9 protein-coding genes and 6 pseudogenes are annotated in these 14,136 nt (G+C 69.4%); 7 read left to right on the top strand and 8 right to left on the bottom strand.

Annotated elements, in window-relative coordinates:
• The first annotated feature begins 204 nt into the window (after positions 1-204).
• Positions 205-1,059, top strand: a complete 855-nt coding sequence (locus ACWGIU_RS03095) for a hypothetical protein (protein WP_453701930.1) — start codon at positions 205-207, stop codon at positions 1,057-1,059.
• 362 nt (positions 1,060-1,421) lie between these two features.
• Positions 1,422-2,076, top strand: a pseudogene (locus ACWGIU_RS03100) (DUF5701 family protein).
• A 1,064-nt stretch (positions 2,077-3,140) separates the two neighbouring features.
• Here ACWGIU_RS03100 and ACWGIU_RS03105 read toward each other — a convergent pair.
• A pseudogene (locus ACWGIU_RS03105) lies at positions 3,141-4,088 on the bottom strand (TerC family protein); the annotation flags it as partial.
• 840 nt (positions 4,089-4,928) lie between these two features.
• On the opposite strand from ACWGIU_RS03105, the gene ACWGIU_RS03110 reads away from it, so the two are divergent.
• On the top strand, positions 4,929-5,294 hold the full coding sequence (locus ACWGIU_RS03110; protein WP_453701931.1) for a hypothetical protein: 366 nt from the start codon (positions 4,929-4,931) through the stop codon (positions 5,292-5,294).
• Positions 5,295-5,407: 113 nt separating this feature from the next.
• Here the strand turns inward: ACWGIU_RS03110 and ACWGIU_RS03115 are convergent, their stop codons facing one another.
• Entirely contained in the window at positions 5,408-6,448 is a 1,041-nt protein-coding gene (locus ACWGIU_RS03115; protein WP_453701932.1) for a vWA domain-containing protein, read from the bottom strand.
• A 444-nt stretch (positions 6,449-6,892) separates the two neighbouring features.
• Here ACWGIU_RS03115 and ACWGIU_RS03120 point away from each other — a divergent pair.
• Positions 6,893-7,018 (top strand): annotated as a pseudogene (locus ACWGIU_RS03120) (hypothetical protein); the annotation flags it as partial.
• Positions 7,019-7,246: 228 nt separating this feature from the next.
• Here ACWGIU_RS03120 and ACWGIU_RS03125 read toward each other — a convergent pair.
• Together ACWGIU_RS03125 and ACWGIU_RS03130 are read right to left on the bottom strand one after the other, a co-directional pair.
• Positions 7,247-7,450 (bottom strand): cold-shock protein, encoded by a 204-nt coding sequence (locus ACWGIU_RS03125; RefSeq protein ID WP_453701933.1) that lies wholly within the window; start codon positions 7,448-7,450, stop codon positions 7,247-7,249.
• Positions 7,451-7,837: 387 nt separating this feature from the next.
• Positions 7,838-8,105 (bottom strand): annotated as a pseudogene (locus ACWGIU_RS03130) (hypothetical protein).
• Positions 8,106-8,281: 176 nt separating this feature from the next.
• Between ACWGIU_RS03130 and ACWGIU_RS03135 the strand changes: the two are divergent.
• Complete coding sequence (locus ACWGIU_RS03135; RefSeq protein ID WP_453701934.1) at positions 8,282-8,872, top strand: hypothetical protein; 591 nt, start codon at positions 8,282-8,284, stop codon at positions 8,870-8,872.
• A 125-nt stretch (positions 8,873-8,997) separates the two neighbouring features.
• Here ACWGIU_RS03135 and ACWGIU_RS03140 read toward each other — a convergent pair.
• Both ACWGIU_RS03140 and ACWGIU_RS03145 read right to left on the bottom strand, forming a co-directional pair.
• Positions 8,998-9,538, bottom strand: a pseudogene (locus ACWGIU_RS03140) (NF041680 family putative transposase); the annotation flags it as partial.
• Between the two features lie 317 nt (positions 9,539-9,855).
• Positions 9,856-10,629: a Vgb family protein gene (locus ACWGIU_RS03145; protein ID WP_453701935.1), complete on the bottom strand. Its 774-nt coding sequence runs from the start codon at positions 10,627-10,629 to the stop codon at positions 9,856-9,858.
• Between the two features lie 711 nt (positions 10,630-11,340).
• On the opposite strand from ACWGIU_RS03145, the pseudogene ACWGIU_RS03150 reads away from it, so the two are divergent.
• A pseudogene (locus ACWGIU_RS03150) lies at positions 11,341-11,548 on the top strand (DinB family protein); the annotation flags it as partial.
• Between the two features lie 11 nt (positions 11,549-11,559).
• Here ACWGIU_RS03150 and ACWGIU_RS03155 read toward each other — a convergent pair.
• Positions 11,560-11,706 (bottom strand): hypothetical protein, encoded by a 147-nt coding sequence (locus tag ACWGIU_RS03155; protein ID WP_453701949.1) that lies wholly within the window; start codon positions 11,704-11,706, stop codon positions 11,560-11,562.
• Positions 11,707-11,799: 93 nt separating this feature from the next.
• Positions 11,800-12,777, bottom strand: a complete 978-nt coding sequence (locus ACWGIU_RS03160) for an ArsR/SmtB family transcription factor (RefSeq protein WP_453701936.1) — start codon at positions 12,775-12,777, stop codon at positions 11,800-11,802.
• An 89-nt stretch (positions 12,778-12,866) separates the two neighbouring features.
• On the opposite strand from ACWGIU_RS03160, the gene ACWGIU_RS03165 reads away from it, so the two are divergent.
• Positions 12,867-14,129 carry an MFS transporter gene (locus ACWGIU_RS03165; protein ID WP_453701937.1) on the top strand — a complete coding sequence of 421 codons (1,263 nt, stop codon included), beginning with the start codon at positions 12,867-12,869 and terminating at the stop codon, positions 14,127-14,129.
• Positions 14,130-14,136: the final 7 nt, after the last annotated feature.

Consider the following 14,136-nt stretch of genomic DNA (forward strand, 5'->3'; position numbering starts at 1 on the left):
TGCACCTCCCAGGCGCGGTCGACGACCGGTACCCAGCCGACAGCAGACGCCGCGTGTACGCGATGCCGCGCGGGGATGGGATCTGTCCCTCGCCTCGGCGGCGCGGAACCTTTCCGGTTCCTGGCCCTCTCGCCGCCGACCTCCACCGGTGGCACCATGAGCCCAGACGGTACCGACGCTCGGTACCGATTTCCTGGGGTCAACATGAGCATTCGGCTCCCACTCGCCCGACTCACCCACTTCTTCTTGACAGCCGCGTTGGGTGTGCTGACCGCCTGCGGCGGCTCCGGCGGGCAATCGCCCCCGCGGGAATCCCCTTCCGTCGTGCCGGGCACGTCCTCGGCGCTCTCCCCGGCTCCGACCGCACCCAGCACGCCCGGTACCACCCCCGCTACGCCCGCGCCGACTACCCCCGGACCCGACGGCGGCACGCCGCCCCTCGGATCTGCGCTCCTCCAGCCCGTGTGGCCGTTCCCCACGCTCGCCGAAGCCCAGGCGTGGCAACGGGAATTCCGCTCCGGGGGCCACCAGCCCTGGCATCTCGACCCGGAGCAGACCGCTCTCTCCTTCACCCAGGGCTACCTCGGCTTCAAGGACGTCGGCCGAGTCTCCTCGCGCACCGTCACTGGCCGCGATGCCCGGATCGGCGTGGGCCTGAGCCTGCCCCCGGGCGCCGAGGGCTACAGGAGCACGGTCGCGGTCATCCACCTCGTACGGTACGGCGCCGGCCCGGACGCACCGTGGGAGGTCGTGGGCACCGACGACACGACGTTCTCGCTGACCACGCCCGCTTACGGATCGGAAGTGCGCTCCCCGGTGCGGACCGGCGGCCGGATCAGCGGTGTGGACGAGAGCATCCGCGTGGACCTGCGCCAGCCCTCGTCCACGGCCCCGATCGGCACCTCCTGCTGCATTCCGGCCGGCGGAAGCGCGCAACCCTGGAATGCGACCGTGTCGTTCACCGGCGCCCATGACCCGGTGCTGACCATCGTCGCGTCCACCGGCGGGCACATCTCCGATGTCGAGCGCTTCACGGTCACGGCGGTGCGAACCGGCTGACGCCGGACGCGAAAGAGACCCTGGCCGGTTTCCCGGTTGAGGGCCGGGCCGGGCCGCTCGCAGAGCGGATGGTCGCCGAGGGCCGGCGAGCGTGAAGGCAGGCGCGGTGCCGGCGAACCGCGTCGCCTGCACAGCTAAGCCTGGTGGACAACCGCAGTACCGCACACGTACTGGCGGCCCGGCTCCAGGACCGCGTAGCGGTTCCGTGTCCCGTGGCACAGCGGTCTGTGACGGGAGCTGTGTGGGTGCAGACGGGGCGGCAGAGCGGGGTGACCTGCTGGGCATCAGGTGCCACACCGGGAATATGTCGGCCCGCGCCCCGTTGACCGATCTCCAGGCCCTACTGCAAAACGAGGAGTCCCATGCCCGACAGCGCGTCCGCCACCGCGGCTCCCCTCCCCGCACTCGCCTCTCAGATCGAACATCTGATCGAGCTCGGGGTGCACGAGCTCGCCGGGATATCCGCTGGGGACCTGCGTAACTTTGCCGCAGACAATGACAACGCCGACAACGCCACCCTGATCGCCGTCCATCCCGGCCGCGTCCCCGCCTCAGCACTCGCGCCGCTGCTCCAGCGCGAAGGCAAATCCGGCTTCGTCGTCATCGACATGACCGACGTCGTTCTTTTCGCTCCCCACGGCGTCGATCTGCCGGACGCCCCCCTCTACCTCGTCACCGGCCTCAACCGCGGCGACCAACATGGCCAACTGGAGCCCGGAAGAGGCACTGTCCGCCCTCACCCAGGAGCACCGCAGCGCCCTGCTGCTGACCGAAGGCATCCACTGGGTGCTCCAGCAGCCCGCCGCTCTCGAGCGCAACCACTGCTTCATGACCATCGGCTCCCGGCTTCGCAAGGCGGGCGGTGCACTGGACGCCCGCACCCCGGCGATCTGGATCAGCAACGGCTCAGGACGCGACGGCCGCGAACGACGCAACGCCCCCAAGGTCGGCTGGTGCTGGTGGGGTAACCGCCACACCTGGCTCGGCTTCGCCTCCGCCACAGGCCGTCGACACTAGGTGCGAAACCGCGGTACCCGGAAAGGGACCTGCACGACTGGACACAGGAAGGGCGGGCGCTGTGCGGCCGCTTCGTCCAGGAGCAGGCGCTCGTGTCCGCCCTCGCCACCGGGGGGGGCATGACCTGGGCGGAGGCGACTGGGCGGATGGAGCGGGGCGGGGAGGCGTAGCAGCAGCTCCTCGACGTCGGACAGGCCACGATCTGCCAGGCGCGTACCCCAGGGCCCGGAACAGACCGCGGTCCGGCACGCGATCGACGACCTGCTGTACCGGCACCTGCTCCCGGCCGACGCGGTTCGGATCGCCGGGCGCAGCTCGACTCCGAGGTCGAGGCGCCCCCCCCCAGGCCGGAGGCGACGGGTCGTTGCCGCCGCCCGGCCCTCTGCCTGGGCAGGCACCACCGACCTGCAGCCCGCCACCGGATACGTCCTCCCGCTCACCCTGGGCCCGATGCTGCTCCGGGGGACGCCGATCCGACGGGACACCGATCCGACGCTGCCGGCGGCCTGTCCTGCCGATCCGGGCCGGATCGGGCACCATGGCCTATCGCCATGGCGGTGTACCACAGCTTCGAGGCGCGGTGCGAGCCGGTGGGCAAGCGCGTGAAGGCCGGCGATCGTGCGGCCGACGATCCCGGCGGAATCCGGTGGGCCGCCTGACGTGACGGGCACGAGCTGCCGATCCCCTCACCGGACCGCATGGTGCGTGCGGTGGGGATCCAACCGAAAGTCGGGGCAGTCACGGTTTTCACATGCACCCGGACCCCACACGGGAACGAATACGCCGAGGGTCTTGCGACGGTCGACCGCAGTCGGTACGGACTTCTTGCAGGTCGGACACACGTACGCCTCGCGCTTACGCTTCATTTTGACCATCTTTTTACGATATGCCCGTACTGGCGCGTCGGGAAGAGCCGTGGCTCCCGGCCCGCCCGACGGCTGGGAGGGTCCACCGTCCCGGCTCGGTGGACTGGCTGAAGGCTCAGGGTCGACCACCACTGCTACTGCGATGGGCGTCTGGGACTGCTCGGTGGCCCTGGAGACGTCCCCCTCATTGTCGGTCCGGTCCATGGCGCCTGTCGGGACGGGCCTTCTGAGGCTGAGCACCACGGAACCTGCGAGGACGACAGCAATGACCGCGAGGCTGACCGGTGAGGGGATCTCCCGAATATCGGGGCTGATCATCTTGTGGGATGCCTGGAGGATGAGCTTGACCCCGATGAAGGCGAGAATGATCGCCAAGCCCTTGCTCAGGTAGTGGAATCGGTCCAGGAGCCCGGCGAGCATGAAGTAGAGGGCTCGCAGGCCGAGGATGGCGAACGCGTTGCTGGTGTAGACGATGAACGCGTCGTCGCTCACCGCGAGGACGGCCGGAACGCTGTCGACAGCGAAGATCAGGTCGGCCGCCTCGATCGCGGCGACCACCGCGAGCAGCGGCGTCGCCACCCGCTTTCCGGCTTCCCTGACGAAGAATCTGGCTCCGGCGTACTCGTCACGCACCGGGATGATCTTGCGGAGCATCCGTACGGCGATGCTCTTGCCCGGGTCGAAGCTCTCCTCCTCGTCCTTGAGGAGCTTGTAGGTGCTGTAGAAGAGGACGGCGGCGAAGGCGAACAGCACCGCCGTGAAGCGGCTGACCACGGCTACGCCGAGGGAGAGGAAGATCCCGCGGAAGACGAGCGCGCCCATGACGCCGAAGAACAGCACACGGTGCTGGTAGGCGCGGGGCACCTTGAAGTACGCGAAGATCACGGCGAACACGAAGAGGTTGTCAACCGACAGGCTCTTCTCCAGCAGCCAGGCCGTCGTGTACTCGGTGCCGGCGGTCGTTCCGAGGACGAGGAAGACGACCGCGCCGAAGATCAAGGCGAGGCTCACCCACAGGCCGCTCCAGACGGCTGCCTCCTTGAAGCGGATGACGTGCGCCGTACGGTGGGACAGCAGGTCCACCGCCAGCGACACGACCACCGTCGCGGCGAACGCCCCCCACAGCCAGAGCGGGACCTCAAGCATGCCGAAATCACCCTCACCACAGCCCGCGCGAAATACGCCGACGCTTATACAGGAGTCTCCGCCATCGTGCCCCCGGGGGCACGTTGAGGGGTGATGGTGGCCGGAGGCATGAGCGGGTGGCCGAGGACTGCCGCGCTGACCCCCGAGGCCGGATTCGTCCCGCCCTGTTGCCTCTCCGGTGCGCTCTGCCCGCTGAGTCACCGCCGGGGCAGAGGACGTGCCTCTCTCATAATCGCCCGCGAGTACCTCGCCGACGCCGAGAGGGCAGCAGCGCTCTACGTCCATTGTCGACGTCCGGATTTCCGCGGCGACCGATTCGATGACACCGCGGGTCCGGCGATAGCCCTCGCGAAGAGGCCGCCGACAAGGGCGAGGATCTGTGATGCAGCGTCGACCATGGGCATCGGGTCTCCCGACGTGCACAGCCGCGGGTGCCCTGGGCAGTCCCTCGCTTCCCGTCCGCCTTGAGCCGCCCGTCTCGCCCTCGATGCCCTGTGGTTTTTGCAGAAGGAGCCACGCGCTGCGATCTGAACCGCTCCATAGCTCTGCCCGGTCGCCGCCGGGCAGAGGAAGCCTGCGTGGATGTACCGGACCCGGGTCGAAGGCTGGGGAGTGCGGGCCGGCCGTGTCTTCGCCGTCCCGGCCGGTGGGGGCCCACCGGCCCGCCCGTGCCCGTAAGCGATCCGCCCGCGTAGCGATCCGTCCACACCCGGAAGCGGACACGCGCCCGCGGCGCCTGGGTGCGCGAGCCGCCGCCTTCACGGCGTACCTCTCGCGCCCCTGGCCGGTGCAGCCTGTTGCCGGTGGGCGGTGACGGCGGCCTCCGTCGGGACCTGCTGTGTGGGGTCCGCGGCGGCGGGCGTGGTCGTGGAGCGGGAACGGGCCGCCGCCGAGAACCGTACGCGGGACGCGGGCGCGGCGGGCGTCAAGAGCGGTGTGGAGGGAGTGCAGGGTGGCGTCCACGAGACGCCCGACCGTGGTGGAGACGAGGCCGTCCTTCCAGGTGGTGTTCTCGCCGAGGCGGGCAAGGTGCGCGGCGAGGAGGCCGGTGCCGCCGTGGTCGCGGATCCCGTCCATGAGGTGGACCAGCAGGGGCCACTGGAGGAAATGGCTGCCATCCTGGCCCGACGGGTCTGCACTCGCACGAACACGAAGGGGGCACCGCGCGTCTGCGGGGTGCCCTTCTCCATCTCATCGTTCAGGTAGCGATGTCGATACGGACCGGGGCCGTGCGGTGGTCCGCCGGCGCTTCGACCTCGGCCGGCAGGAGCCGCACGCGCACGGACCCCGCCGACCGGGTCCGCGCCGCTCGCGAGGCGTCAGACCATGAGCAGAAGCCGCGTCTGCAGCGCGAGCTTCCGGTTCACGCTGGTGCTCTGTACGAAGATGGTGAACTCGTCGTTGTGGTCCGGCTTGACGCGGACTTCCGTGTCCGGCAGGCCGAGCAGGGCTCGGGCCTCCGGCCCCGTGTATACCTGATCCGTCTTCTTCTCCAGTACAGCGATCTGCTTCCGCGCCTGAATCTTTTCCGACTTGCTCAGCTGGTAGTAGGCGCAACCGGTGCGGTAGGTGTGTCCGCTTTCAACGACCCAGTCCCGGATGGCTGCTTCCCGGGCCACGGGAATCAGGTGGTAAAGCGACGGATCGACCGGTGTGAGACCGGCCGCCGCAATGGACTTCTTGTTGACCGCCTCCGCCCCTATGGAGAACACCGCCCGCGATCCGCGAATTCCCTTGCTGCGGCCCACCATGAAGTTCTCGGTGGCCTTCAGGATGGCTTGTCCGGCTTCCTCCAGACCCTGTGTGCTCGTGGCATCCCAAACGGCGATGTTGTCCTTCGGGAAACCGCACTGCATGGCCTCCCGCTTGCCCATCTGGTCCGGCACGAGGACGGCCAGCGTCCAGTTGTCCTCCTGCGTCTCGATCATCGTGGCCACGGCCTTCACCAGTTCACGAGGGTCCCGGGCAGGGGCGTCCGGGCAGCGGTGACTTGCGTTCTCCTGCCCGTCGGTCAGCACGAAAGTGAGGAAGCTGTGGTCGCCATAGAGCTGTGCCGTCTGCGCCAGTTCCCGCTGCGACTTCAAAGTGGCGGCCAGCAGGGCGGTCATTCCACCGGCCCGGTACATCTGCTTGAGGGACGGCATGCGCAGCACGTCCTTGTCGTAGATGACGCACTCCACCTTGTTCGAGAAGACGTACACCGTGACACGGGTTTCCTGATCCAGTTCCTGCGACCGGCGCGCCAGGTAGGCGATCTGCTGATCGGCGACCTCGACGACCTTTCCGCTGAGGTGTGACATGGACGAACTGGCGTCCAGTACAAGAGCGACGTGATTGATGTAGTTCTGGTTTCCGGACATTGAAGGCCCCCCGTTGTTCCCGACCGACTCGATGCTCCGATCCTCTCAGCCACCACTGACAATCGGAGGGCGACGGATCGTGGGCGGGTGGGCATTTCGCTGGGCGGCGGACAACTGCACTGGCCTTCGCTGAAGCCCTCAGACCCCCGCTTCGGTCGACAACGACCAACGCTTCTACGGCGGCACCGTGCTCGGCATCACGCTGAGCGCCGCTGGCCGGGCCGTCCACCACTACGCCGGCCCGGGGGCAGGGCTGCACGGCCCGGCCGCCTGGAACAGGAGCGCCAGGGCGAGGACCTCGGCCGGTGGGTGACGTCCGTCCGGCTCGGGTGGGATCAGCTCACCGGGGTCCAGCAGTGGATGTGCGAGCAGGTCCTCGGCAGCGAGCCCGCGGCCGAGGAGGAGAAGCCGAAGCCGCGCACCAGCCAGGCGGACAAGTGGGCGATGCACCTCGCCGCCGCTGAGCAGTTCTGCGCGCGCGAGGGGCACCTGACGGTGCCGCGCAAGCACGTCGAGACCATCGCCCTCGGCGGCGACGGCAAGGCGCGGCGGGACGTCCCGCTGAAACTTGGGACGTGGGTCGACAACCAGCGCCGCCGGGCCGCCACCCTGACACCGGAGCGGATGGAGGCAGCTGTCCAAGGTCGGGATGCGGTGGTCCTGATGACCGGCGTTGTGGTCACCGCGGCCGCCGCGCTCGCGGCCGGCTATGTGCGAATCGGATCACGGTGGATCAATGTGACGATGCCTCGCAGGCAGCTGCGGGCCGCCTGCGGGGCATCGTGGGATGAGGGTGGCTCAGGCCGGCGTGATGTTCTCCGCCTGCGGGCCCTTCTGTCCCTGGGTGACGTCGAAGGTCACCTTCTGGCCCTCCTGGAGCTCACGGAAGCCCGAGGCGGAGATGTTGGAGAAGTGGGCGAAGACGTCGGGGCCGCCGCCGTCCTGCTCGATGAAGCCGAAGCCCTTTTCGGCGTTGAACCACTTCACGATGCCAGTAGCCATGCTGTTCTCCTAGACGTGCGCAGCCGCCGGCGCCCGCACTGTGCGACCGCCGCGTCCGACCGGCGTCGCCCAAGCGCGGACCCGGACAGCGAAACGCCCGCGATCGCGATCACGGGCGAGCAGCGGCTCGGAACCACGACTGCTCCTGACATACACGCTATCTCCCCAGGACTCCTGCCGCACAGAGAACACGGCCCCGCCAGTCCATCGGCACCTTCGGCACTACGTCCCGCCAACACCGAGCTGGATCTCACCCCGCGGTTACCCAGTAGTTCCAGTGGAGTCAGAACCCACCTACAACTGGCGTCGGCTGCCACCTACAAAGCCAGCGTAGGGAGCCTCTACGCATCGAGCTTCAATAGCTCACCACAAGCGCCTGGCGAAGCCTCAGGGCGTGTCGCCGGACCAGTCCCAGCGGTTCCGCTCGCCGGGCCGCGGGTGGTACAGAGGCGGCCGCCGGCGCCGAACCGCCCGAGCTCGTCATCAGCGCGACGCCGGTCTGGATCTCGTCCGCCGTCCAGCCGGTGATGTCGAGCAACAGCCCGTCGAGCGGCCCGCCGACCAGTTCGGCGTAGTCGCGGTGCGGCCGCGGGCCCGGGTGGTCGTGGTCGGTGCCGTAGACCCGGCCGCGCAGCAGCTCCTCATCCCTGTCCATGCGTCCCAGCTGACACCGACAGCCGGGGCTTGCCCAGGGTCGTAAGCTTGCCGTTTAACCTCGGGCAGGGACCGGACCCCGGTTGCGGATGCTGAACGTGTGCCCAGTCCACCGACCGCAGTGATCACACGAATTACGGTGGTGGAGGACTGCGAGGACGTGTGACGGTTCGGTCCATGGGCAACTCCAGGGCGTATCCCGTCTTCCAGACTACCGACGCAACCATGGCGTACACACAGGCCAAGCACCTGCGGACGTTGATGGCCGAGTGCGAGGGCAAAGCCGGGCTCTACGCCGAGCTACGAACGGTCGAAGACGTGCGGCGGATGGTTGCGCTCCTGCCGGAGGCGAACTTCGACTACTTGGACATGCGTACCGGTCCTGCGGGTGAGGACCTCTGGTTCGACCTCGACGTGACGACCGCAGGCGCCGCCGCACTGGAGGCACACCTGCCGCTGGATGCCATGGCAGACGTTCCGACGGGGACTGTGGAGGAGCGCTTCGTGGCGGCTCTTGGCCAGGGCATCGCCGACATCTGCTGGCGCGGCTTGTGGCCGGAGCACCCGGAGGCAGACCAATACGCGAGCGCGAACTACGACGGAGTCCAGATCGTGTTCCACGGTGAGAAAGCCCAGTTGAACCGCTGGACTGAGCATCACACCGTCTTCGTCCACGGCTGCAGTAGCCGCGGGGCCTTGACCAGAGCCCAGGAGCTCGCCGCGCGCATCGGCAGCAAGGTCCTGGGCGAGCCACAGCTCGGATGGTGATGACGGCACAGGCGAGATCGCCGTTGGCCAGCTCGAGCGGCAGACGGGGTGTACACCCTCCAGCACTGCCGGGGGGTGGACACCCCGTCCGCCGCCGTAGGTCCCAGCCACGGTCAGCTTGATGTCTATCCGGTTCGTCGGGGTCTGGTGCCGACCTTGTGGTGGGCGGGTCGAGTGTAGGACTCGCCAGTCGCGAGGACACGTCCGACGTCGTAGCGGGTGGCGGGCTGCCGATTCTTCGAGCCGAGCGGGCGGCCGGGGGCCGCGGCTGGTGGCTTTCGGTGCACCGGCCGGCGTGCCCGTCTTCGCCCGCAGGTTCCCGAACCCACGGCGGACCCGGGCGGGGGCGAGCCTGTTCGGTTCCGCCGGCCTCTCCCACGGCCGTCGCAGATCCCGTGCGAGAGGCCGGGCGAGGCGGAGCTGCGCGTGTGCGGCCAGGACGAGCCAGGTCCAGCGGTCGGCGGCCTGTGAGTCCCGCAGCTTCGGCCGGGTCCAGCCGAGGGTCTGCTTGAGGAGGCGGAAGGTGTGCTCCACGTCGAAACGGCGGAGAAACGCCTGCCAGCACCGGACAACGTCGTCCGCGGCGGCGCCAGTGCCCGACCACCACAGCCAGACAGGCTTGTTCACCCCGCCGCTGGGCAGCTTCTCGACCGTCAGACGGATCACGTCGTGACGTTGGGGCGGCCCGGTGGTACTGCTGCCCCCAGAGCGCTCTGGGCACCGGGCCTCACCCACGCACGCCATATCGGCGCGGGCTGGCCACGACCCCAACCGCTACCCGCACCGCTCGAAGGCGGACCGGAGAACTGGTCCTGACACCTGACGCTGCCACCACAACGAACGGCGACATTGCGTCGGGGTGGCCCGGGGGCGCGGTGCTTGCGCGGTGGCAACGGTGGCGGTGGCGACGGCCTGGTCTCCCTCGCCGGACTCCACCTCGCCGCCATCTTCATCTGGTCTGCAAGGTGATCCGAAGGAACGGCCTATGGACGCCTTGGCCCCGCTGTGCCTGTCACGTCCCACCGGGAGACGACGCCGCGCTCCTCGGCGACGTACAGGGTTCCGTCCGGGCCGAAGGCCAACCCGTGGGGTTCGCTGGCGGAGTCCGCGAGCGGGTGTTCGGTGATCCTCCCTTCCGGGGTGACGGAGCCGATCCGGCCGGTGGCCCACTCGGTGAACCAGCAGGTGCCGTCGGGGGCAACCGCGACGGCATGGGGGCGGCTGTCCGGGTCGGGCAGCTGGAACTCGGCGACGCACGCGGTCCTCTCGGCCTCTCCGGTGTCCGCAGCCGCCGTGCCGGTGGTGAGCCGCCCGATCCGCCCGACGCCGATCTCGGTGAACCACAGGCTCCCGTCCGGGCTTGCCGCGAGCCCGGCCGGGCAGGCGCCGGGTGTGGGCAGGCGGTGTATCCAGACCTCCCCGGAGACGGTGATCCGGCCGATCGCGTTCGCCTGATTGAGGGTGAGGCGGCACGGAGCGCCGCAGGTCAGGCACAGGATGTCGTAAGGGTCGGTCAGGTGCCAGGTGGGCCACCCGCCGAACTTGATCCCGGCCACCCGGGTGATGACATCGCTTCCGTCCCCGGTCGCCTCCACGTACTCGTGCACGGCCTTGACGAGTTCTCTGTCCGGCAGGGTCTGCGGGTAGGGGAAGTCGACGAGGGGCACCGGGGTGAGCGTCCACGGCACCGGCGTGTATCCATAGTCCGGGTCCTCCTGCCGTACGGGCAGCGGCGGCGAGTCGGAGCTGAAATACATCCTTACCCTCAGGCCACCAGTCGCCAGGTGCATCCTTCCGATACACCTGCGCGACCACCACCATGGCGGTCGCTGGTGTCCCGGAACCGGACTTCTCGTCCGGGACGTCGCAGCACGGCCACGCCTCGTCGGTCGGCCAGAGCAATGGTCCACCCACGGAACTCTCGTGGGCGGTCGGTTCCCCCGGTGCGGGAGCCAGTACCACGGCCGGCAAGGCGTACGGTGCGAGTCCGGCGACGGCCGCGACGATGTCCCCCGCGGAGGACCTGGTGTCGTAGGGCAGATCCATGGCCGAAGACTCGCCAACCCCACCGACAGCGGCTCCGGCCGGTCCGGGGAGGGAAGCATCCTCTCAGATGATCAGAAAGGGTCCGGGGCGGGCCTGCGGAGCGTCGTGGTTTTACGGCCGTAAAACCATCGACGGCCGACAGCTCCAAAACGCGGGAAGCGGCCCCCGCCGCCCGGATCGAGGTCCGGATGTCGGGGGCCGCTTCGTGTGCTCAGGAGCGCACGTCGATGTCGGGTCAGAGGTCGGGACCAGTGAGCGCGTGGTCCGGGTGGATGAGGACCCGGGCGACGGGTCGGCGTCCGGCTGCTGCTCGGGAAGCGGCTGGCCGCGCTCCATCACGGTCGGTGTGGCCGCACTGCGTGTATGGGCCGAGGCGGAGCAGGGCGTGCCGGGTGCCGTCGGGGCGCCGGTCTTCGACATTCGATGAGATGTATGGGAGATGGAACGCGGGGGTCCGCGAGCTCTCGGACGCCGACCTGGACAATCCGCCCACGGTGGGTCCCGAGCGGTTTCCCATGGAGAACAGGGTCCTGCACGTCAACAGGGAGCTGATCCATCACGGCGCCGAGATTTCCCTGCTGCGCGACCTCTACCGCTGGCAAGGACGGAGCCGTACCGCGCCGAGTATGACTGATCATCTGTCAGCGTGAGAGCTCGAGGTTCGAGAGGATCAGGAGAGCGCGCAGAAGGTCGGTGGCGCGAGCGGGGTCGGTGCGGAGTTCGGTGAGGATGCGCCAGGTCTTCAGGTGCGCGAAGCCGTGTTCGACGGGAGCGCGTGCAGCGGCCAGGACCCGGTTGGCCTGCTTCTCGCCGGGGGTGAGCTTGCGGGCGCGGGGCCTTGTAGCCGGTGACGATCACCGGGTCGTCGCTGTCGTCGGCACTCAGCCCGAACCGGCGACCAGTGCCTCGCCGAGCGGGGTGCGCCGGTAGAGCACCGACCGTCCGGACCGGGCGCGGACGAGCAGTCCCGCGCCTCGAAGGATGGCGAGGTGGTCTCCTACCGCGCCGGGTGCCATGGCGAGGGTTCGGGCGAGGTGGCTGGTACTGGCCGGGGCGTCCAGCGCCAATAGCAGCCGGGCTCGGGCCCGGCCGACTAGAGCGGTCAGCGTGTCCGGTTGGGGGACGGTCTCCTGTTCGCCCCACAGGGCGGCGGTGCCGCGGGCAGGGTAGACCAAGGTCCTGGGCCAGGGGTCTTCCACGTGGGCGGCGATATGCCCGACGATGACCGAAGGGATCAGCAGGAGCCCGTCGCCGGCGAGGCGGACTGTTCCGCCTCGGAAGAAGCCGATCTCGATACCGCCGGCGCGCCAGGCGACGCCCGGATGCAGGCTCTCGATGGTGGCAGCCCATCCGTGTTCGCCGATCACACCCACCCGGTGCACGACATCGCGCTCACAGATCGCGCGCAGTTGCGGCCAGTCCGCGGCGAGCAGCTCGTGCCACGCCTGGTCCATCGCCTCGGCGATCCTGGAGACGGCGTCCGCCGAGTCGAGCAATGCTCGTACGCGGGGATCACAGGCGGACGGGCCGGTCGCGGTGGCGGCGAATTCGTGGCGGGCCGCTTCCGGCGGTGTGGCCCGGATCACGGCCAGGTCGTCAGCCCAGGTCTGGTTGAGGCCGCGCGGGGGCGGGGCGACGAAGTTCGGTCCGCCGTGCGGGGCCTGCAGAGCGAGGGCTGCGTCCAGTTCGGTCTCGCGACGAAGCCGTTCAAAGGCCGGCATGAGCCGGGCGGCCCAGGCTCGCGGCAGCGGCTGGCCTTGGCCGGCGAGCGAGCGCAGCAGCAAACAGAGGTCCAGTGCGGGCGACAGCGCGAAGCGGCTGCGCAGCAGGTCCTCGACGGAGACTTCGAAGCGCAGCACCCTGCCATGCTAGCCCGGGACGTCCGTTTCGATTCGTCCAGCGACGAATCATTGGTGAGGGGCGTGGGCGCACGGCAAAGCTGGGCGCCATGACCCCAACCGCCGGAACCGCGCAGGTCAACCACAGTGCCACCTACCGGGAGGTGCTGGCCGAGCCGCGATTCCGGCTGCTCTTCTCGACCCGCGCCGTCGCGATCACCGCGGACGCGCTGCGGATCACCACGTTCTCGGTTCTGGTCTTCGCGGCCACCGGCTCCGCGCTGCTGAGCGCACTGGCCTTCGGCATCGGCTTCATCCCGCAGCTGTTCGGCTCGCTGCTGCTGGGTTCACTGGCCGACCGACTACCGCCCCGCGCGCTCATCACCGGCGGCTACGCCTTGACGTGCGCCGCCGCCCTACTACTCGCCCTGGTGCGGATGCCGGTCGCGGCAAGCCTTGGTGTCGTGGCGCTGGTCGCCCTCGCCACACCGGTGTTCAGCGGCGCATCGAGTCGGCTGGTCGCGCAGTCGCTGGAGGGCGACGCCTATGTACTGGGCCGTTCACTGAACAACATCGCCGGCTCCGGCGCGCAATTGTTCGGTCTGGCGCTGGGAGGCGCGGCCGTCGCGGCACTCGGCCCGCGCCAGGCACTCGCGGTAAGCGCCGCCCTCTACCTCGGCTGCGCGCTCGCTATCCACATCCGGCTACCCCGGCTGCAGCCGGGAGAGATCGGCGGCACACCCGGCAGCACCCGGGGCGATGGCGGGGCCGTCCGTGCAAGCCTCCACGGTGCCGGCCTGCTGCTGCGCGAACACACGGTGCGACGACTGATGCTGGCCCAATGGCTACCGCCAGCCTTCGTAGCGGGCGCGGAAGGCCTGATCGTCGCCTACGCCGGAGGACGCCACTTCACGCCCGGCTGGTACGCGGTGCTGATGGGCTGTCTGCCGGTCGGCATGCTGGTCGGTGACCTGCTGGTGGGCCGACTCCTACGGCCACCCACCCGGGAGCGACTGGTAGTCCCGTTGATCGCGCTGATGGGACTGCCGCTCGTCGGCTTCGCCGCCGAGCCCGGAGTGGGCGTCTCATCCTGTCTGCTGCTGCTCTGCGGCTTCGGATTCGCCTACGGTCTCGGCCTGCAACGGCCGTTCCTGGACGCCCTGCCACAGGACGGCCAGGGCCAGGCCTTCGGTCTGCTCGGCTCCGGCGGCATGACGCTGCAGGGCGTCGGGCCGGCCTGCTTCGGCGCGGTGGCCGCAGCCATCGGAACAGGCGGCGCAATCGCCCTGGCAGGCGGCGCGGCGGCGCTTACCGCCAGCTGGATCCTCACCTGGCACCCTCCCACCTCCCCGATCCCCGTCCCGAACCACTGACCTTCCA

The sequence above is a fragment of the Streptomyces sp. NPDC054840 genome (genome assembly GCF_053611065.1).

What these genes read in the sequence shown, in the direction of transcription:
- ACWGIU_RS03125 (WP_453701933.1), bottom strand. Translation starts at nt 7,450, where the DNA reads ATGGCTACTGGCATCGTGAAGTGGTTCAACGCCGAAAAGGGCTTCGGC.
- ACWGIU_RS03115 (WP_453701932.1), bottom strand. Translation starts at nt 6,448, where the DNA reads ATGTCCGGAAACCAGAACTACATCAATCACGTCGCTCTTGTACTGGAC.
- ACWGIU_RS03095 (WP_453701930.1), top strand. Translation starts at nt 205, where the DNA reads ATGAGCATTCGGCTCCCACTCGCCCGACTCACCCACTTCTTCTTGACA.
- ACWGIU_RS03135 (WP_453701934.1), top strand. Translation starts at nt 8,282, where the DNA reads ATGGGCAACTCCAGGGCGTATCCCGTCTTCCAGACTACCGACGCAACC.
- ACWGIU_RS03165 (WP_453701937.1), top strand. Translation starts at nt 12,867, where the DNA reads ATGACCCCAACCGCCGGAACCGCGCAGGTCAACCACAGTGCCACCTAC.
- ACWGIU_RS03145 (WP_453701935.1), bottom strand. Translation starts at nt 10,629, where the DNA reads ATGTATTTCAGCTCCGACTCGCCGCCGCTGCCCGTACGGCAGGAGGAC.